The organism is Pseudomonas piscis, assembly GCF_009380155.1.
GTDB lineage: Bacteria > Pseudomonadota > Gammaproteobacteria > Pseudomonadales > Pseudomonadaceae > Aquipseudomonas > Aquipseudomonas piscis.
Map to the genome: position 1 here is coordinate 204,940 of NZ_WHUV01000007.1, position 19,670 is coordinate 224,609.

The 19,670-nt window shown below is 64.7% G+C and carries 18 protein-coding genes; 15 read left to right on the top strand and 3 right to left on the bottom strand.

Annotation, left to right across the window (positions count from 1 at the left end; translation table 11 throughout):
* Positions 1–903 precede the first annotated feature (903 nt).
* Positions 904–1,824, bottom strand: a complete 921-nt coding sequence (locus tag GDH07_RS29855; protein ID WP_085597000.1) for a histone deacetylase family protein — start codon at positions 1,822–1,824, stop codon at positions 904–906.
* Positions 1,825–1,899: 75 nt separating this feature from the next.
* On the opposite strand from GDH07_RS29855, the gene GDH07_RS29860 reads away from it, so the two are divergent.
* The 3 genes from GDH07_RS29860 to GDH07_RS29870 all read left to right on the top strand — a co-directional run bounded on the left by GDH07_RS29860 (position 1,900) and on the right by GDH07_RS29870 (position 4,033).
* A complete protein-coding gene (locus GDH07_RS29860) occupies positions 1,900–2,469 on the top strand; it encodes a GNAT family N-acetyltransferase (RefSeq protein WP_085597001.1) in 570 nt (189 codons plus the stop codon).
* 104 nt (positions 2,470–2,573) lie between these two features.
* Positions 2,574–3,443, top strand: coding sequence for an acyl-CoA thioesterase II (gene tesB / locus GDH07_RS29865; RefSeq protein WP_022641150.1), 870 nt, complete (start codon positions 2,574–2,576; stop codon positions 3,441–3,443).
* Positions 3,440–4,033, top strand: coding sequence for an HAD family hydrolase (locus GDH07_RS29870; protein ID WP_152899658.1), 594 nt, complete (start codon positions 3,440–3,442; stop codon positions 4,031–4,033). Before tesB ends, GDH07_RS29870 begins: the two co-directional genes overlap by 4 nt.
* Positions 4,034–4,047: 14 nt before the next feature.
* Here the strand turns inward: GDH07_RS29870 and GDH07_RS29875 are convergent, their stop codons facing one another.
* The gene (locus GDH07_RS29875; RefSeq protein WP_152899659.1) at positions 4,048–5,019 is read right to left on the bottom strand and encodes an alpha/beta hydrolase; all 972 of its coding nucleotides are present in this window, start codon (positions 5,017–5,019) and stop codon (positions 4,048–4,050) included.
* Complete coding sequence (ypfJ, locus tag GDH07_RS29880; RefSeq protein WP_022641148.1) at positions 5,020–5,919, bottom strand: KPN_02809 family neutral zinc metallopeptidase; 900 nt, start codon at positions 5,917–5,919, stop codon at positions 5,020–5,022.
* A 140-nt stretch (positions 5,920–6,059) separates the two neighbouring features.
* Here ypfJ and pcaQ point away from each other — a divergent pair, with 140 nt between their 5' ends.
* The 12 genes from pcaQ (at position 6,060) to GDH07_RS29940 (ending at position 19,480) form a co-directional block, all read left to right on the top strand.
* Positions 6,060–6,989 carry a pca operon transcription factor PcaQ gene (gene pcaQ, locus GDH07_RS29885; RefSeq protein ID WP_152899660.1) on the top strand — a complete coding sequence of 310 codons (930 nt, stop codon included), beginning with the start codon at positions 6,060–6,062 and terminating at the stop codon, positions 6,987–6,989.
* A gap of 103 nt (positions 6,990–7,092) precedes the next feature.
* The gene (gene pcaH / locus GDH07_RS29890) at positions 7,093–7,812 is read left to right on the top strand and encodes a protocatechuate 3,4-dioxygenase subunit beta (protein ID WP_152899661.1); all 720 of its coding nucleotides are present in this window, start codon (positions 7,093–7,095) and stop codon (positions 7,810–7,812) included.
* Positions 7,813–7,822: 10 nt separating this feature from the next.
* Positions 7,823–8,428, top strand: coding sequence for a protocatechuate 3,4-dioxygenase subunit alpha (gene pcaG, locus GDH07_RS29895; RefSeq protein WP_022641145.1), 606 nt, complete (start codon positions 7,823–7,825; stop codon positions 8,426–8,428).
* A 157-nt stretch (positions 8,429–8,585) separates the two neighbouring features.
* A complete protein-coding gene (locus GDH07_RS29900; RefSeq protein WP_031320575.1) occupies positions 8,586–9,263 on the top strand; it encodes a TetR/AcrR family transcriptional regulator in 678 nt (225 codons plus the stop codon).
* Between the two features lie 96 nt (positions 9,264–9,359).
* Positions 9,360–9,584, top strand: coding sequence for a hypothetical protein (locus GDH07_RS29905; protein ID WP_022641143.1), 225 nt, complete (start codon positions 9,360–9,362; stop codon positions 9,582–9,584).
* A 108-nt stretch (positions 9,585–9,692) separates the two neighbouring features.
* Entirely contained in the window at positions 9,693–10,214 is a 522-nt protein-coding gene (locus GDH07_RS29910; RefSeq protein ID WP_031320574.1) for an RNA polymerase sigma factor, read from the top strand.
* Positions 10,215–10,277: 63 nt separating this feature from the next.
* Entirely contained in the window at positions 10,278–11,291 is a 1,014-nt protein-coding gene (locus GDH07_RS29915) for a FecR family protein (RefSeq protein ID WP_343038359.1), read from the top strand.
* A 130-nt stretch (positions 11,292–11,421) separates the two neighbouring features.
* A complete protein-coding gene (locus GDH07_RS29920) occupies positions 11,422–14,121 on the top strand; it encodes a TonB-dependent receptor (protein WP_152899662.1) in 2,700 nt (899 codons plus the stop codon).
* Between the two features lie 82 nt (positions 14,122–14,203).
* Positions 14,204–14,818, top strand: a complete 615-nt coding sequence (locus GDH07_RS29925) for a heme acquisition protein HasA (protein WP_022641137.1) — start codon at positions 14,204–14,206, stop codon at positions 14,816–14,818.
* 218 nt (positions 14,819–15,036) lie between these two features.
* Positions 15,037–16,812, top strand: coding sequence for a type I secretion system permease/ATPase (locus GDH07_RS29930; RefSeq protein ID WP_152899663.1), 1,776 nt, complete (start codon positions 15,037–15,039; stop codon positions 16,810–16,812).
* On the top strand, positions 16,809–18,149 hold the full coding sequence (locus GDH07_RS29935) for an HlyD family type I secretion periplasmic adaptor subunit (protein ID WP_152899664.1): 1,341 nt from the start codon (positions 16,809–16,811) through the stop codon (positions 18,147–18,149). Before GDH07_RS29930 ends, GDH07_RS29935 begins: the two co-directional genes overlap by 4 nt.
* On the top strand, positions 18,146–19,480 hold the full coding sequence (locus GDH07_RS29940) for a TolC family outer membrane protein (RefSeq protein WP_053134699.1): 1,335 nt from the start codon (positions 18,146–18,148) through the stop codon (positions 19,478–19,480). Before GDH07_RS29935 ends, GDH07_RS29940 begins: the two co-directional genes overlap by 4 nt.
* Positions 19,481–19,670: the final 190 nt, after the last annotated feature.

Below are 19,670 nucleotides of genomic sequence, written 5' to 3' on the forward strand. Positions count from 1 at the left end.
ACCTGGGGTAGTCTCAGGCTGGAGATACGAGTAGGTCCAGGCCTTTAGCATGTCTGACGTTTTCACAAGATCTTTCTCACCCATCCAATGGGCACGGTTCCAAGCTCACGGGGCGCATATGCCAAGTTCGCCTTGCAGTGAGAAGCGATCGCCGACGATGTGATCCCGTGCCTCCGGTGCCCTGCACAACCCCGCATTGCCTGAAAATCTGGCTCTAGTTAGCGAGGCATTTTACCTCTATTCGGGGTAATGTCCGATAGCCTCATTCAGGACTTCTTTGCTAGCGCGTCGGATTCTTGCTCCCCGCAGGTCTTTTGCATGCTCAAGCACGGGGTGCTGGCAGCGGGAGCGGTTCCAGCCGAAAGGTGCCCGCCACAGGGTGGCGAGGTCCTGGTCGAAAAATGATCGACGTCATGAAACCCTTGTAGTTCAAGGCGTGTACTGGCTTTCGCGCAGGTTATCCACAAGCGGTTCCACAGGGATTGGGGGTAAGCGACGCACCGATCGATGACTACTTGATGAATCTGGTCAAAAATTGGTCATCGCTCTGCAGGCCTCGTCCGGAAAGGGCCGGAGTGAGTTTTGCGCAGGTTGTCCACAGGCGGTTCCACAGAGATTGGGAGTAAGCGCATGCCGCGCCTGGAATGGTCCCAGGCGCTGGTCAAAAAATGAGCTTTATTCTGTAGGCCTTGCAGGGCCTGGGCTGGAGCTGGTTTCCCGCAGGTTATCCACAGTCGGCTCCACAGGGATTGGGGGTAAGCAATACACCGGAATGTGACATTTCGAGGTCGCTGATCAAAAAACAGACGGCCGGTCCTGGGCCTTTCAGGGCAAGGGCTGTAGACGCTTTCACTCAGGTTATCCACAAGCGGTTCCACAGCAGGTGTGGGTAAGGGCGTCGGGTCAGCGACAGCCTAGCGACTCCCAGACTCTCTGGGCGCTGTGGTGCAGGATGCCGTGGCGTCGGGCCAGGGCCTGGCGGTCCTTGCTGTAGCCGCCGCCGATCACTCCCACCACCGGGATATCCCGGCCCAGGCACTGGCGCATGACCCGTTCGTCGCGCTCGGCCACCCCGGCGTCGGTGAGCTTGAGGTAGCCCAGGGCGTCGTCCTGGTGTACGTCGACCCCGGCGTCGTACAGCACCAGGTCCGGCTGGTACAGCGGCAGCAGGTAGTTGAGGGCATCGTCCACCACCTCCAGGTACTCGGCATCGCCCATGCCCATGGCCAGGGGAATGTCCCAGTCGCTCTGGGCCTTGCGCACCGGGAAGTTCTTTTCGCAGTGCAGCGAGACGGTCACCGCATCGGCGGTGTGCTGCAAGATCCGCGCGGTGCCGTCGCCCTGGTGCACGTCGCAATCGAAGATCAGTACCCGTCCAACGCGCCCGCTTTCCAGCAGGTAATGGCTGATCACCGCCAGGTCGTTGAAGATGCAGAAGCCGGCTGGATAGTCGTAGTGGGCGTGGTGGGTACCGCCGGCCAGGTGGCAGGCCAGGCCGTGTTCCAGCGCCTGCTCGGCGGCCAGCAGCGAACCGCCGACCGCGCGCACGGTGCGCCGGGCCAGGGCTTCGCTCCAGGGCAGGCCCAGGCGCCTTTGGTCTTCCCGGGACAACTCGCCATTCATGTAGCGCTCGATATAACCAGGGTCGTGGGCCAGCGCCAGGACTTCGGCCGGGCACAGCTGCGGGCGCAGCAGGTCGGTATCCCGGGTGAGGCCGCTGTCCACCAGGTGGTCGCGCAACAGGCGAAACTTGTCCATGGGGAAGCGGTGCTCCGGGGGGAATTCCGGGCTGTAGTCGTCGTGGTAGATCAGCGGCAATGTCATGGCATTTTCTTAGAAGGACCCGTGAAGGATCCTACCAGCGATGTAGACTTGCACCCATGAAAACGGAGGGCACCGATGGAGCCGATACTGCAACTGGAAAGCGCGCGCCTGGTGCTGCGCCAATGGCGTGACGACGACTTGCAGGCTTTTGCGGCAATGTGTGCCGATCCGCAGGTCATGCGCTACTTTCCGGCACCCTTGAGCCGTCTGGAGAGCGCCGCCTTGATCGGCCGCATACGCGGGCATTTCGCCGAGCATGGTTTTGGCACCTGGGCCCTGGAGCGCAAGGACAACGGCGCCTTCATCGGTTTTACCGGCCTGGGCGTGGTAGGTTTCGAAGCGCCTTTCACCCCGGCGGTGGAGATCGGCTGGCGCCTGGCCCGCGAGCATTGGGGCCTGGGTTATGCCAGCGAGGCGGCCTGGACGGCGTTGCGTTGCGCGTTCGAGCGCCTGGCCCTGGACGAAGTGGTAGCCTTCACCACCCGGACCAACCTGGCGTCGCAGAAAGTGATGCAAGCCATTGGCATGCAGCATGCCGTCCAGGGGGACTTCGAACATCCCAAGCTCGCCGGCGATCACCCATTGCGCGAGCATGTGCTGTACCGCATCACCCGTGAACAATGGTTGGAAACCTTGCATGGATAGCAATCGCGCATGTTTAGAATGTGCCGATGAGGTTGCTTGCCCCGAATCGATTTGACCGCCGCAGCCGAGATTGCGCGGTTTTGCTCTGTGTGAGGAGAGTCTGAATGAGTCATGTGCTGGATGATCTGGTCGATCTTTTGACCTTGGAACCCATCGAGGAAAACCTGTTTCGTGGGCGCAGCCAGGACCTGGGTTTTCGCCAGCTGTTCGGGGGCCAGGTACTCGGCCAATCGCTGTCCGCCGCCAGCCAGACGGTAGAGGAGGCGCGCCATGTGCATTCCATGCACGGTTACTTCCTGCGCCCCGGGGACGCTGCCTTGCCGGTGGTCTACCAAGTGGACCGGGTCCGCGATGGCGGCAGCTTCAGCACCCGGCGCGTGACGGCGATCCAGAAGGGCAATCCGATCTTCACCTGCAGCGCTTCGTTCCAGTACGACGAGCAGGGTTTCGAGCACCAGAGCGGCATGCCCCAGGTGGTCGGCCCGGAGAACCTGCCCTCGGAGCTGGAGATCGCCACCCAGCGCGCGCACCTGATTCCCGAGCACATGCGGGAAAAGCTGCTGTGCCCCAAGCCCATCGAAGTGCGCCCGGTGACCGAGAGGGACCCGTACAACCCGCAGCCGATGGATCCGGTGAAGTACGTCTGGTTCCGCGCAGACGGCACCCTGGCCGACAACCCGGCGCTGCACAAGTACCTGCTGGCCTATGCCTCGGACTTCGGCCTGCTGGTCACCTCGCTGCTGCCCCATGGCAAGTCGGTCTGGCAGAAGGATATGCAAGTGGCCAGCCTCGACCACGCCCTGTGGTTCCACGCCGACCTGCGTGCCGATGACTGGCTGCTGTATGCCATGGACAGCCCATGGGCCGGCAACTCCCGGGGCTTCTCCCGGGGCAGCGTGTTCAACCGTGCCGGCCAGTTGGTCGCTTCGGTGACCCAGGAAGGGTTGATCCGCCATCGCAAGGATTGGGCATGAGCCTTTCGGATATCGAGCATTGGGTGTTCGACATGGACGGCACCCTGACCATCGCCGTGCATGACTTCGAAGCGATCCGCCAGGCGTTGTCGATCCCGGCGGATGAAGACATCCTCACGCACCTGGCGGCCTTGCCGGCGGATGAGTCCGCGGCCAAGCATGCCTGGCTGCTGGAGCACGAGCGTGACCTGGCCCTGGGTTCGCGCCCAGCGCCGGGCGCGGTGGAACTGGTGCGGGACCTGGCCGGGCGCGGATATCGCCTGGGCATCCTCACTCGCAATGCCCGCGAGCTGGCCCACGTGACCTTGCAAGCCATCGGCCTGGCCGACTGCTTCGCCCAGGCCCATGTGCTGGGCCGCGACGAGGCCCCGCCCAAGCCCCATCCCGGTGGCCTGCTGAAGCTGGCCCAGGCCTGGGGTGTGGCTCCGCAGCGCATGGTGATGGTCGGCGATTACCGCTTCGACCTGGACTGCGGCCGCGCCGCCGGTACCCGCACGGTGCTGGTCAACCTGCCGGACAACCCCTGGCCGGAACTGACCGACTGGCATGCGCAGGATTGCGCGCAGTTGCACCGCCTGTTGCGGGCTTGAGGCCGGGCGCGGTTCTACTTGAACAGCGCCGCCTGGCCCTGGGCCGAGGTGAACATCTTGTCCCCGTCATGACCGACCCCCGGCACCTCTACCAGGCGTTGGGCCAGGCCCTGGGGATGACGCCTTAGCAGGTAGTCGAAATAGTTGTGCCCGCGCGCCAGGCGATAGGCGCCCTGGGCCTCGGCGGCGCAGCTCTTGTCCAGGGCCGGGTGCCGAGGGTCGATGTCCTGTTGTCCCAGCAGGTAGGTAATATCCCGCCCCGCATAACGCTGCTCCAGCTGTTCCGGCATTTGCCGGGCGACATAGGCCGGGCGTCGTTCCAGGCCGTATTTCCACTGGTTGAATCCGCGGCAGGCGGCTGGCTCGACGGCTACCGGGCGCCAGGCGTCGAAGTAGGCGTAGGACGAAGGATTGGCGACCACGAAGCGCAGGCCGATTCCGGCCCGCTGCAGTTCGGCATGGTCGCCGCTGGCCAGGGCGTAGCGTTGCACCACCTGGGCACCGCCCGAGTGGCCGGCGACCACCACTTCCTGCAGGTTGGGAAAGCGCTGGCGATCGCCCAGGCGCAGCAGGATGGCGTCCAGTGCCGCGTAGGAGCTCAGCGCCTGGGGGGCGGTGGCTGGCTCGCCGCCCATCCAGGCGTTGCCCTGCCAGCGCAACAGGCTGCTGGGCAGGTGATGGCGGGCAATGTCGTGCTGATTGAGAAACTGCGGGGCGATCACCAGGGTCGTGGCGTCTTGCCCGGCCAGCCTGGCGGCGCTTTCGCCGCTGTGCAGGTAGGTCTGGGCGTTGCGCAGGCGGCCATGGACGATCACCAGGGCCCGCTGTATGCCTGGCAATGGCTGGCGCCAGTCCTGGCTCAGGCCCAGGGCCAGTTCACCGGCTGGCAGTTCCAGTCGCCCGGGGCTGATGATCTTGACCCCATGCCCCGCAGCCTGGGCGCCCAGGCTGCCCAGGCACAGCAGCGCCGCGAGCAGGCGGCGCATCTACAGGCTCTTGGCGGCGAAGGTGTCGCACTGGCCGACCTGGCCCTGGCTGAAACCGGTCTTGAACCAGCGTACCCGCTGGGCCGAGGTGCCGTGGGTGAAGGAATCCGGTACCACCCGGCCCTGGCCCTGCTGCTGCAGGCGGTCGTCGCCGATGGCGTTGGCGGCGTTCAGGGCTTCTTCCACGTCCCCGGGTTCCAGCCAGTTCAAGCGTTTTTGCGCGTGGTAGGCCCAGACGCCGGCCAGGCAGTCGGCCTGCAACTCCTGGCGTACCAGCAGGCCACCGTCGCCTTCCATCTGCCGACCCTGCTGGCGGGCCGCCTGCATCTTGGCCGAGACCCCGAGCAAGGTCTGCACGTGGTGGCCCACCTCATGGGCGATCACGTAGGCCTGGGCGAAGTCGCCAGCGGCGGAAAAGCGCTGGGCCATTTCCCGGAAGAAATCCATGTCCAGGTACACCTGGCGATCGGCTGGGCAATAGAAGGGACCGCTGGCCGAAGTGGCGGCGCCACAGGCGGACGTGACCCGGCCACGGAACAGGATCAGCTTGGGCGCCTGGTACTGGCGGCCGGCCTGCTGGAAGATCTGGCCCCAGGTGTCCTCGGTATCGCCGAGGATTGCGCGGACGAATTCCGCCTGTTCATCGTTGGCCGGTGGCGCCTTGCGTTCCTGGGTGGTGGCCGGGGCCGAGACCTGGCCGCCGCCCTGGCCGAGCAGTTGCCCGAGGATCTGCAGCGGGTCCTGGCCGGTGGCCCAGCCGATGCCGACGATCAGCACAATCGCCGTCAGGCTCAACCCCTTGCCGCCGCCGAAGCGCAAGCCGCCACCACCACCACCGCCGCTGCTGTCATCTCGCACATCCACGACGTTGTCGCTGCGCCGGCCTTTTTTCCAAAGCATGGGGGAGTCCTCGTTTCTTCTGCTGGTCAGTGTTGCTGCTGGCTGGAACCGGCGCCAGTCCGGTCGTCAGGGATTTTTGCCCACGCTACCATGGCCCGGCACCGGGTCGGCCGGTTGCAAGCGCATTTTGGGGCTCCCTATTGAACATCGATACCCGCATCAAATTCCGTCACCTGGTGGGTTTTCTTGAAATGGCCCGCCAGGGCAGCCTGGCCCGGGCCGCCGATGTGCTGGCGGTGAGCCAGCCGGCGATGTCCAAGACCCTCAAGGAACTGGAGACCTTGCTGGACACCCGGTTGTTCGAGCGCAGCAAGGCCGGGCTCAGCCTGACCGAGGCCGGGCGGGCCTTCCTGCGTTATGCCGGCCCTTCGGTGCAGGCCCTGCGGGAAGGAGTCAGCAGCTTGCGCGGTGGCGAGCATGCCGGGCAGGCGGTGCGTATCGGCGTGCTTTCTACGGTGGAGAGCCTGTTGCTGCCGGAGGTGCTGCGGCGTTTGCACCAGCGGCATGGGGCGCTGACGCTCAGCGTGGTCACCGGCCCCAGTGCCTACCTGCTCTCGCAATTGCGGGTCGGCGACCTGGACCTGGTGGTGGGGCGCATGACCGAGAGCCCGGAGATCCAGGGCCTGAGCTTCGAGCATCTGTACAACGAGTCCATGACCCTGGTGGCGCGCCCCGGGCATCCGTTGGCCAGCGGACTGCTCGACCGTGGGGCCGTCGGTCGTTATCCGCTGGTGCTGCCGCTGGCTGGCACCAGTATCCGCAAGCATGCCGACAGCCTGTTCGTGCAGTGCGGCATTGCCCAGTCGCCACAACGCCTGGAAACCCTGTCGCTGGCCCTGGGCCGGCGCTACACCTTGTCCAGCGATGCGTTGTGGATCGCGCCGCTGGATGCGGTGCGCCTGGACCTGGCCAGTGGCGAACTGCTGGAGCTGGACCTGGGGTTGCGCGAGCCCGGTGGCTCGGTGGGGATCTCCAGCAATGCCAGCCTGCCGTTGCCGCTGGCGGCGCAATGGGCGGTGCAGGTGTTGCGGGAGGTCGGGCTGGCCTATCGCGAGGGGCGATATCCTTAACCTTCCGGTTATGGATGAGCGCCGGTTTTTCAATATTCCGCCGGCCTGGTTTGTTTGAAGCTCTACAAGCTGCGCTCCAGAACTCAAACAACAGGAGACCGACATGTCCGATGCAGACGGCAGTCGCTTCGTGATTCGCGACCGTGACTGGCACCCCAAGGCCCTGACGCCCGACTACAAGAGTTCCATCACCCGTTCCCCGCGCCAGGCGCTGGTGAGCATTGTCCAATCGCCCAGTGAAACCGGCGGTCCGGACTTTTCCAAGCTGCGCCTCGAACGCCTGGACAACGACCTGCTGCGCAATTTCGACAACGGCGGCTTGCCGGTGGGAGAGCGGATCATCGTCGCCGGGCGGGTATGCGACCAATACGGCAAGCCGGTGCCCCATACCCTGGTGGAAATGTGGCAGGCCAATGCCGGCGGCCGCTATCGGCACAAGAACGACCGCTACCTGGCGCCCCTGGACCCGAATTTCGGCGGGGTCGGGCGGACCCTCACCGATCGCGACGGCTACTACAGCTTCCGCACCATCAAGCCTGGCCCCTATCCATGGCGCAACGCTCCCAACGACTGGCGCCCGGCGCACATTCATTTCTCCATCAGCGGTCCGGCGATCGCCACGCGGCTGGTCACCCAGCTGTACTTCGAAGGCGATCCGCTGATTCCGCTGTGCCCGATCGTCAAGTCGATCGCCAGCCCGGAGGCGGTGCAGAGCCTGATCGCCCGGCTGGACATGAGTAACGCCAACCCCATGGATTGCCTGGCCTATCGCTTCGACATCGTGCTGCGTGGCCAGCGCCGGACCCATTTCGAGAACTGCTGAGGAACCCGCCATGCCCGTTCGACTGTTGCCGGAAACCCCCTCGCAAACCGCCGGGCCCTACGTGCATATCGGCCTGGCCCTGGCCGCCGCGGGAAATCCCTCCCGGCCCGAGGAAATCAGCAATCGGCTGGCCAGGGAGGATGCTCCGGGCGAGCACATCCTGCTGTTGGGCCACGTCTACGATGGCAATGGCCACCTGGTACGCGACTCGTTCCTGGAGTTCTGGCAGGCCAATCATGAAGGCATTCATGACCCGATCTTCGATACGGAAAAACCCTTCAACTGCTTCGGCCGGGCCGCCACCACTTTCGATGCTGGAGAGTGGATTGTGCATACAGTCAAGCCTGGAATTGTAAACAATACCGCCGGCCTGCCCATGGCGCCGCACATCAACGTGATGCTGTTCGCCCGGGGGATCAACATCCACCTGCACACCCGCTTGTACTTCGCCGATGAGCCGCAAGCCAACCAGCAGTGCCCGGTGCTGAACCTGATCGAGCAGCCGCAGCGCCGGGAAACCTTGCTGGCGTGGCCTTGCGAGGTCGATGGCTTGCGTGCCTATCGTTTCGACATCCGGCTTCAGGGCGAGGGCGAGACGGTGTTCTTCGATTTCTAGGTCGTTGCCCTGGTGCGCTCCGGCTGGCGGTTCAGCGTGGGTTCCAAGTTGTAGAAGATCTGTAACCGAGGGGGCTGGCGGCCCCCCTCGGCGCTTTCTTTCGCGACCTGACGCAGCCCATAATCGCCGGCTTGTGAGTGATGGCTGTGAGCCCAGAATGACAATGACCAGTGAACGCTCCGTTGTGCCTGACAAAGCTGCTCTCGCGCCGCGCAAGAGCCGCAAGAACAACCCGGAAAAGACCCGCGAGAACATCCTCCAGGAGGCGGTTATCGAGTTCGTGCAGCAGGGGCTTTCCGGGGCTCGGGTGGACGCCATCGCCGAGCGTATCCACACCTCCAAGCGCATGATCTATTACTACTTCGGCAGCAAGGAGCAGCTGTACGTCGAAGTGCTGGAGAAGCTCTATGGCGATATCCGCAGCACCGAAAGCCGCCTGCAGCTGACGGAGCTGACGCCACCGCAAGCCATTCGCCGCCTGGTGGAGTTCACTTTCGACCACCATGATCACAACGCGGATTTCGTGCGGATCGTCAGTATCGAGAACATCCACAACGCCGAGTACGTGAAGCAGTCGCAGGTGATCAAGGCGATGAACAACAGCGTCCTGCATGCCCTGGACGAAATCCTCGCGCGCGGAGTCAAAGAGGGCCTGTTTCGCAGTGGGTTGAATGCCCTGGATGTGCATTTGCTGATCAGTTCGTTCTGCTTCTTCCGGGTTTCCAATCGCCATACCTTCGGCGAGATCTTCCAGCTCGACCTGCCGGATGAGACGGTCAAGCGCCGGCATCGGGAAATGATCTGCGAATCGGTGCTGCGCTACCTGCAAGCCTGAGTGGCCGCCGGCATTGGCATGGGCCATGGCCGCCCATTAAAATCGCATGCGCGAGCCAGCCGGCTCCATGACATTTCCCTCGACAAGGAAGGCTCCATGGGCAACCCCGTCCCCACCCTGAAAATCATCCTGATCCTGATGATCGTCGTCGACGGTTTCTGGTTCGGCGAGCGCTTGCTGTCCATGGCTGGCATCAGCCTGCTCGACTGGCTGCCGACCCAGCTGATCAACCTGCTCGGCATTCTCAGCAGCATGTTGCTGATCCTCTTCAACGTGCTGTTGCTCGGCCTGCTCTCGCGTTTGCAGCTCAAGTCCGAATGAGCCATCGGCCCCAGGCGTGACCTGTGGCTGATGGTTATGGCAATTGAAAATCATTCTCGACTAGCCGTAAGATGCCCGGCAATTTCCTATATGCGCCAGGGAGTCGGTTTGTCGGACGTGGATCTCAAGGGACTGTTTCTCAAGCATGCCGCTGCCTTGCGTGGGTACCTGGCACGCCGAGTACGGGACCCGCAATTGGCTGCTGACCTGGTGCAGGAGAGCTTCCTGCGGCTGGCCGAGCAGACCCGTGGCGCGCCGATCGACAATTCCCAGGGCTATCTCTATCGCACGGCGAACAATCTCTTGATCGATCATGTCCGGCAGGAAGCCCGGCGCAAGACCGAAGCCGTGCCCCATGAAGTGCTGGCCGAGATCGAGGATGACGGAGCCGGGCTGGAGGCACAGGCGATGGCTCTGCAACAGCGCATGGCATTGAAACAGGCAGTGGCCGAGCTACCTGAGCGAACTCGGGAGATCTTCCGCTTGAACCGTATCGAAGGCATGACCCACGCCGAGGTCGCGCGACACCTGGACATCTCCGACAGCTCGGTGCAGAAGCACCTGTCCAAGGCCCTGGCTTATGTGATGCAGCGCCTGCAGGCTACCGATGGTCGGCCGGGCGACCCGTGAATTACGGTAAACGCCGAACTCAGACGTCACTGCTTATACATAACGAGAAATCGAGATTCACACGTGAATAGCCAGGGTTCGCAAGAGCAGAGTATTACCGAGGCCGCCGCCGACTGGGCGGTGCGTCTGCACGCCGGGCCGCTGGGGCCCGGCGAGCAGGCCGAACTTGCCCAATGGCAGGCCGCCGATCCACGCCACCTCCAGGCCCTGGCTTTTGCCCAGCAGACCTGGGAGGCCCTGGGCGAACTGCGCCTGGACCCGCAACCAGGTACTGGCGACACCCCACGTCGGTCCCTGCGCAGTACCACGGCCGTGGCCCGCCGGCCTCGTCGCCGGCGTTGGCTGCCTCGGGCTGCCAGTGCTGCGGTGCTGGTCCTGGCGGTGGCTCTGGGCGGCTGGCAAGCGCCCAAGGCATGGCTGTACCTGGAGGCTGACTACCAGACCGCCAAGGGTGAGCTACGTACCGTGCACCTGGCCGATGGCAGTACGGTCGAGCTGGACGCATCCAGCGCCATCAGCCTGGATTTCACCAACAGCCAGCGCCGGGTTCGCTTGCTCGCCGGCTCAGCGGTGTTCGACGTGGCGCCCATGACCGGCGACGAACAGCGGCCGTTCGTGGTCAGCAGCGCCGGTGGCCAGACCCGGGCCTTGGGGACTCGCTTCGTGGTCGGCCGGGAAGGCGCGCAGCAGGCTTGGGTCGGAGTGTTGCAGCACAGTGTCGCGGTGAGCCTGGATGCTCCGGCGCGACAGGGCGCTTCCGAGCAGGTCCTGCAGGAAGGCCAGAGCGCACGCTATAGCCCCGGTTCGGGAGTGGTATCCCTGGATGGGCTGGACCTGCAGCGTGCTACCAGTTGGCGCCGGGGCGTGCTGGTGTTCGACCGCGAGCCACTGGCCGCGGTGATCGAGCGCTTGAACCGCTATCGCCCTGGACGAGTGGTGTTGACCAACGAGGCCCTGGGCCAGCGCCAGGTCAGCGGGGTATTCCAGCTGGACATGCTCGACGCGGCCCTGGCCAGCCTGACCCAGGAGTTGCAGGTCCGGCGTTTCGACCTGGCCGGAGTCAGCCTGATTTACTAGGGCTGCGGGCCTTTTTCCAGCTTCTTGAAAAATAATCGGAAAAAACCTTACTGAGTTTTCCTGCCTGGCACGTCTAGCTAACTGAGATGCATTCGCATAAACAGAAATGGCCGACGCAGGAATGACGAACATGAGGTTGGGCAGTCGCACTGGAGTTCACATCGCAGGTCGTTTGGCCCTGGCCATCCACCTGGGTGTAGCAGGGCTGTTGGCGGGAAGTGGCTCGCTGTATGCGGCGCAACCCCTGGACGGCGCCGGGCAGCAAGCCGAACGGCGCAATGGCCTGGACTTCGACATTCCCGCCCAGGCCCTGGGTAGCGCCGTGCTGGCCTTTGCCGAGCAGGCCGGGGTGCAAGTGCTGTTCGACAGCCAGCGCCTGCATGGCCTGCAGAGTTCGTCGCTCAAGGGGCGCTACAGCGCCGAAGAGGGCCTGGCCCGCTTGCTCGGCACTGCCCCGGTGAAGTACCACTTCACCAGCGAACGGCAGGTGACCCTGAGCCGGGTGGATACCGAGCAGGGCGGCGCGCTGGCCCTGGCCCCCACCACGATCTCCGGCAATCTCGAAGCCCGCGAGCGGGACTGGACCTATACCGCGCCGCGCTCGGTGAGCCAGGTCACTCGTGAACAACTCGACCGCAACCCGCCACGCCATGCAGCCGACATGCTGGAGGAAACTTCCGGCGTGTACTCGGCGGTCAGCCAGCAGGACCCGGGCCTGTCGGTGAACATCCGGGGAATCCAGGACTACGGCCGGGTCAACATGGCGGTGGACGGCATGCGCCAGAACTACCAGCAAAGCGGTCACCAGCAGCGCAACGGCACCTTGTACATCGATCCGGAACTGCTGTCCGAGGTGGTGGTGGAGAAGGGCGCCACCTCTACCATGGGCGGTGCCGGGGTGATTGGCGGCATTGCCAACTTCCGCACCCTGGAGGCCCGCGACCTGATCAAGCCCGGGCAGGAAATCGGCGGGCGGATCCGCGCCACCACCGGCCTGGGCGGCAGGCGCAACGGTACCCACTTCATCGGCAGTTCCGCCTTCGCCATCGGCACCCAGGCCTGGGACATGCTGCTGGCCGCCAGCGAACGGCACCTGGGCGACTTCAATCCGGGTACCAAGGGCGGGATCGGGGAATTGCGCACCGGGAGCTGGATGGATCCGACGATCAATGATCGGGTGAAGCATTCCAAGGTGGCTTACTCAGGTTCGGTGATGCGCTCGCGCCTGGCCAAGCTGGGGCTCAACCTGCCGCAGGACCAGCGCCTGCAACTGAGCTACCTGACTACCCAGGTGTCCTACGAGGACGCCAACATGATGAATACCCAGAACAAGGACCGGCTCTGGGAGAAGCTCGGCGGCAGCGATGTGCGTTCGCAGAACTTCGCCCTCGACTACAGCTACGCCCCGGACAATCCGCTGATCGATTTCAAGGCCAAGCTCTACTACGTCGACAACCGCAACGACCAGAGCACCCTCAAGCGGGGTATCAGCCCCGGCTACTCGATCACCTACCAGACCGATACCTATGGCGTTCAGGCGCAGAACACCTCGACCTTCGCCCTGAGCGAGCTGTCCACGGTCAAGGCCAACTACGGCCTGGAGTTCTTCTACGACAAGGTTCGCCCGGACTCCAGCCAGCCGGTGCCCACTGGCTCGGCGGTCAATGCTTCGCCCGCAGCGAGCATGACCCCCGAGGGCGACCGGGCACTGGGCAGCCTGTTCACCCGCCTGGACTACGACTATGACGGCTGGCTGAACCTCAATGCCGGCGTGCGCTACGACCGTTATCGGCTGCGCGGCGAAACCGGGCTCAACACCCGCACCTTCGTGATCGGCAAGACGCCCCAGCAGGTCACCGTACCCGTGGATTACGACATCGACAGGATGGAAGGGCGTTTCTCCCCGACCTTCGGCCTGTCGGTCAAGCCAGGGGTGGAGTGGCTGCAGTTGTTCGCCAGCTACGGCAAGGGCTGGCGCCCGCCGGCGGTGACCGAAACCATGATCACCGGTCGTCCCCATGGTGGCGGTTCGGAGAGCATGTATCCCAACCCTTTCCTCAAGCCCGAGCGCTCCAGCAGTTGGGAGGTGGGCTTCAATATCTTCAAGGAAAACCTCTGGATCGATGAGGATCGCCTGGGGATCAAGGTCGCCTATTTCGATACCCGGGTCGAAGACTTCATCTACATGGCCATGGGTGTACAGCCCCCGGGTTATGGCATGGCCGGAATTGGCAACAGCGCCTATGTCAACGACCTGAGCGGCACGCGCTTCAGGGGCGTCGAATACCAGTTGGACTATGACACCGGCCGCGCCTATGGCCAGCTCAACTACACCCACATGATCGGCGACAACGAGTACTGCATGAAGACCGCATGGATGGGCGGCGTGACCCAGCCGGTGAAGAACGGTACCGGGCGCAAGGCGATCGTCACCGGCATGCGCCCCGACGATGCTGCCAACAACGCCACTCAATGCAAGGCCGCGATCCTCGGCTCCGCCGAACACATGCCCATGGATCGCGGCACCCTGACCCTGGGCGCGCGCTTTTTCGAGCGCAAGCTGGATGTCGGCGCCCGTGCTCGCTACAGCGCCGGGTACTCGGTCGGAGGTGGCGCGACTGTCAGCCAGTCCGGTGTCTATCCCGCCGACTGGAAGCCCTACACCGTTTACGACCTCTACGGCAGCTACCGGGTCACCGATGAGCTGACCTTGCGCCTGGCCATGGAGAACGTCACCGACCGCGCCTACCTGGTGCCCATGGGCGATGTGCTGGCCTTCACTCTTGGCCGTGGCCGGACCATGCAGGGCACCGTGGAATACCAGTTCTGACCGCTTTTGCCCAGTGAAGGGCAAAACCGCAGCAGGCATCAGCGTGCTGCGGACATGACCCACCCATGTATTGGAGTTTTGCATGAGCATTTCGATCTCTTACAGCGCTACCTACGGCGCTAACACTGTCGCCCAGTACCTGAACGACTGGTCGGCCTACTTCGGCGACGTCAACCATCGTCCAGGCCAGGTGGTCGACGGCACCAACACCGGTGGCTTCAATCCAGGTCCGTTCGACGGTACCCAGTACGCCATCAAGAGCACCGCCAGCGACGCGGCCTTCGTCGCCGATGGCAACCTGCACTACACCTTGTTCAACCAGCCGAGCCATACCCTGTGGGGTTCGCTGGATACCGTCTCCCTGGGTGACACCCTCACCGGTGGCTCGGGCAGCAATTACAGTCTGGTCAGCCAGGAGGTCAGCTTCAGCAACCTGGGCCTGAACAGCCTGAAGGACGAAGGCCGTGCGGGCGAAGTGCACAAGGTGGTCTACGGCCTGATGAGCGGCGACAGCTCGGCGCTGGCAGGAGAGATCGACGCACTGCTCAAGGCGATCGACCCGAGCCTCTCGGTGAACTCCACCTTCGACGACCTGGCCGCCGCCGGCGTCGCCCATGTCAATCCGGCACCGGCCGCCGCCGATGTGGGCCTAGTGGGTGTGCAAGACGTGGCCCAGGACTGGGCGCTGGTCGCCTGAGTGCAGGCTTGAGGCAAAAAAAAGCGAATGCAGGATCGCTCCTCCATTCGCTGGCTTGACTCACCGCCGCCGCCCGAGTTGTCGAAGGCCAGGGCGGCGGCGGTGGCAAATTCTGGGGAGCGCCGCGGTGCCTGTCAACGTGCCGGGCGTGCCTCCTACCGCTCCATCCTGTCTGGGTGGAGGGCTACCTATACGTTAATTTTCCACAGGACATCTGGATGAGCAGGCCGAACTCACTTGCCGCTTCCGAGACGCTGGCGGCCCTGGCGGCCTACAAGAAAGGTTTCTTCAACATCGGCCTGTTCTCGGCGGTGATCAACTTGCTGATGCTGGCCCCGGCCCTGTACATGCTGCAGGTCTATGACCGGGTCCTGGCCTCGGGCAACCAGATGACCCTGCTGATGCTGACCCTGATGATCCTCGGGCTGTTCGGCTTGATGGGGGCCCTGGAGTGGGTGCGCAGCCAACTGGTGATCCACCTCGGCACGCAGATGGACATGCGCCTGAACCAGCGGGTCTATGACGCCGCGTTCGAGGCTCAGCTCAAGGGCAGCCCGCAGGCGGCCGGCCAGGCGTTGAGCGACCTGACGGCGCTGCGCCAGTTCGCCACCGGCAATGCCTTGTTCGCCTTCTTCGATGCGCCGTGGTTCCCGGTGTACCTGCTGGTGATCTTCCTCTTTCATCCCTGGCTCGGGTTGCTGGCCCTGGGCGGTGCGGTGCTGCTGGTGGTGCTGGCCTGGATCAACCAGCACATCTGCCAGGCCCCCCTGGCCCAGGCCAGCCAGTTGTCCATCGCCACCAGCCAACAGGCCAGCGCCAACTTGCGCAACGCCGATGCGATCGAGGCCATGGGCATGCTGGGAGCCTTGCGTGCGCGCTGGTTCGTCGGTCACCAGGGTTTTCTCGCCCAGCAGAACCTGGCCAGTGAAAAGACCGCGGCCATCAGCGCCTGGTCCAAGGGCGTGCGCATGGCCTTGCAATCCCTGGTGCTGGGCCTGGGGGCGTGGCTGGCGGTAGAGGGCCAGATCACCCCGGGCATGATGATCGCCGGTTCGATCCTGATGGGCCGGGTGCTCAGTCCCATCGACCAACTGATCGCAGTCTGGAAGCAGTGGAGCTCGGCGCGCCTGGCCTATGAGCGCTTGTCGGAACTGTTGCAGGCCCACCCTTCGCGGCCGCTGCGCATGAGCTTGCCCCCGCCCAAGGGCGAGCTGAGCGTCGAGCAACTGAGCGCATGCGCTCCTGGAAGCCGTCGGCCGGCCCTGGCCAACCTCGGTTTCAGCCTGGCGGCTGGCCAGGTCCTGGGGGTGATCGGGCCGTCCGGTTGCGGCAAGTCGACCCTGGCGCGGCTGCTGGTGGGGGCCTGGACGCCGCTGGCGGGCAAGGTGCGCCTCGATGGCGCGGACCTCGCCCAGTGGGACAAGCAGCAGCTGGGTCCGCATATCGGCTACCTGCCCCAGGACATCCAACTGTTCGCCGGCAGCATCGCCGAGAACATCGCGCGCTTCGGCCAGGTGGATTCGGAGCAGGTGCTGCAAGCCGCGCAACTGGCCGGGGTGCATGGGTTGATCCTGCAATTGCCCCAGGGCTACGACACCCGGCTCGGGGAGGGCGGGGCCGGGCTGTCCGGCGGCCAGCGCCAGCGCATCGGCCTGGCCCGGGCCCTGTATGGCTTGCCGGCGCTGATCGTGCTCGACGAACCCAACTCCAACCTGGATGAGGCCGGCGAGCAGGCGTTGCTGCAGGCCATTGCCCAGCTCAAGCAGTTGCAGCGGACGCTGGTGCTGATCACTCACAAACCCAACGTGCTGAGCCTGACCGACCAACTGATGATCCTGCGTGAGGGCCAGTTGCAAGCCTTCGGGCCGACGGCGCGGGTACTGGAGGCCAGCACCAAGGTCAAGGCCGCGCCACCGCCGGCGAGCAACCCGGTGGCCAGCTTGAACATGAATTACCGCCTGGGCGTGGCCGGGGCAGAGGGTAAAAAGGCATGAAGGCATCTTTATCCACAGGCGCCACCGAGGGGACCGCGGCCAGCAATGTGCTGGTCCTGGATGACCGGCGCTATTCCCGGCTCGGCTGGTTCCTGGTGCTGGCGGGGTTCGCCGGTTTTCTCGGCTGGGCCGCCTTGGCCCCGCTGGACAAGGGCGTGGCGGTATCGGGCAAGGTCATGGTCTCGGGGCATCGCAAGACGGTGCAGCACCAGGGCGGGGGGATCATCGAGCGGATCGAGGTCAAGGAGGGGCAACGGGTCAGCGCCGGGCAGGTGCTGCTGCGGCTCAACGAAACCCCGCTGCGCACCCAGGTACAGTCGCTGCGCAGCCAGTACCTCGGGTCCCTGGCCAGCGAGGCGCGACTCGACGCCGAACGCAACGGCGCACACGAAATCCTCTTCGATCCGCAGTTGCAGGCCCTGGCGCAAGAGCCGGACGTAGCAGCCAGCCTGGCGCTGCAACGGCAGCTGTTCGAGAGCCGGCGCCAGGCCTTGGCCATGGAGCAGCAGGGGATGGCCGAGACCATCGCCGGCTCCGAGGCGCAGTTGCGCGGGACCCGGGATTCCCAGGCCAGCAAGATCCAGCAGCGCCAGGCGCTTAACGAGCAACTGCAGGGGCTGCGGGAGTTGGCCCGGGACGGCTATATCCCGCGTAACCGCCTGCTGGACAGCGAGCGTTTATACGCCCAGGTCGAGGGCTCGATCGCCGAGGACTTCGGTCGCATCGGCCAGTTGCAGCGCCAGGTTCTCGAACTGCGCCTGCGCATCCGCCAGTCAGCCGAGGATTTCCAGAAAGACCTGCGCAGCCAGCTGGCCGAGACCCGTATCCGTACCGAGGATTTGCGCAACCGCCTGGCTGCCGCCGAGTTCGAACTGGCCAACAGCCAGGTGCGGGCCCCGGCCGCCGGGGTGGTGGTGGGCCTTGAGGTGTACACCGAGGGCGGGGTGATCAAGCCCGGCCAGCCGCTGATGGATATCGTGCCCCAGGACGAGCCCTTGCTGGTGGAAGCCCGGGTGCCGGTGCAACTGGTCGACAAGGTCCATCCGGGCCTGGCGGTGGAGTTGATGTTCCCGGCATTCAACCAGAGCACTACGCCGAGGGTGGCAGGGGAGGTGACTTTGGTCTCCGCCGATCGCCAGGTCGATGAGCGTACCGATGAGCCCTACTACAGCCTGCGGGCGGTGGTCAGCCCCCAGGGCATGCAGCAGTTGCAAGGCTTGCAGATTCGCCCGGGCATGCCGGTGGAAGCCTTTGTCCGCACCGGTGAGCGCTCGATGCTCAACTACCTGTTCAAGCCGCTGCTGGACCGGACCCACATGGCGTTGGTGGAAGAATGATCCGGTGCCGCTACCTGTTGCTACTGTGCCTGCTGTTCGCTCCTGGTGCCCGGGCCTTGGGCCTGCTGGCAGCCTACGACCTGGCCTTGCGTAACGACCCGACCTTCCAGGCGGCGATCAAGGAGCGTGACGCCGGGGAGGAGAACCGCGCCATAGGGCGTGCCGGGCTGCTACCGAACCTGTCCTGGAGCTACAACAATTCGCGTAATCGCTCGCAGGTGACCCAGGAAACCCTGCGTGGCGATCTCACCAGCAATCGCGATTACCGCAGCTACGCCTCGACCCTGACCTTGCAGCAACCCTTGCTGGATTACGAAGCCTACGCACGGTTTCGCCAGGGCGCGGCCCAGGCGCTGTTCGCCGACGAGCGTTTTCGTAGCAAGAGCCAAGAACTGGCGGTGCGCCTGTTGGAGGCCTACAGCCAGGCCTTGCTGGCCCAGGAGCGCATCGAGCTGAGCCAGGCGCAGAAGCGGGCCTATGCCGAGCGCCTGCAACTCAACCAGCGGCTGCTCAAGGATGGCGAGGGCACCCGCACCGATGTGCTGGAGACCCAGGCCCGGCTGAGCCTGGCACTGGCCGAAGAGATCGAGGCCCAGGACCAGCAGGATGCCGCCCTGCGTGAGTTGCAGGCGATAGTCGGGGAGCCGGTGCAGATCGACGAACTGGACCCGCTGACCCGGCAGTTCACGATCCAGCCATTGCAACCCAATCGCTTCGATAGCTGGCGGGACCTGGCCATGGCCAACAATCCGCTGCTGGCGTCCCAGCAACAGGCCCTGCGAGCCGCCGAATACGAGGTGGAGCGCAAGCGCGCCGGGCATCTGCCCAAGGTCAGCCTGTACGCCAGCAGCCGCCAGACCAGCTCCGACTCGGAGAGCTCCTACAACCAGAAATACGACACCAATACCATCGGCATCCAGGTCAGTCTGCCGCTGTTCGCCGGTGGTTCGGTGTCGGCCTCGACTCGTCAGGCGGCCAGCCAGTTGTCCCAGGCGCAGTACGAACTGGACGCTCAGACCGCCGCTACCCTCAACGAGTTGCGCAAGCAGTTCAACCTCAATACCAGTGCCGCAGCCAGGGTCCGGGCCTACGAGATGGCGGTGGACTCGGCCCAGGCACTGGTCGCCGCGACCCAGAAAAGCGTGCATGGCGGCGAGCGGGTCAACCTCGATGTGCTGGATGCCGAGCAGCAGCTGTTCGGCGCCCGCCGTGACCTGGCCGATGCCCGGCACGCCTACCTGCTGGCGCGTATCCAGCTCAAGTACCAGTCCGGACTGCTCAACGAGCAGGACCTTGCGCAACTGGCCGGCTACTTCCACCCGACCCTGTAGCCGCTGTCGAGCTTGCGAGGCTGCGACAAGGCCCGCAGGGCCTTCAACAATCGCGCCGCCCCACCCACACCGCGGCCGTTGCGTGCCCTACGCAGCCTGCGGCAGCGGCTACCCGGAGCAGGCACGGGGCCATGAATGGCCGCCAGAAATGAAAACGGCCGTCACGAGGACGGCCGTTGCAGGGGGCAGC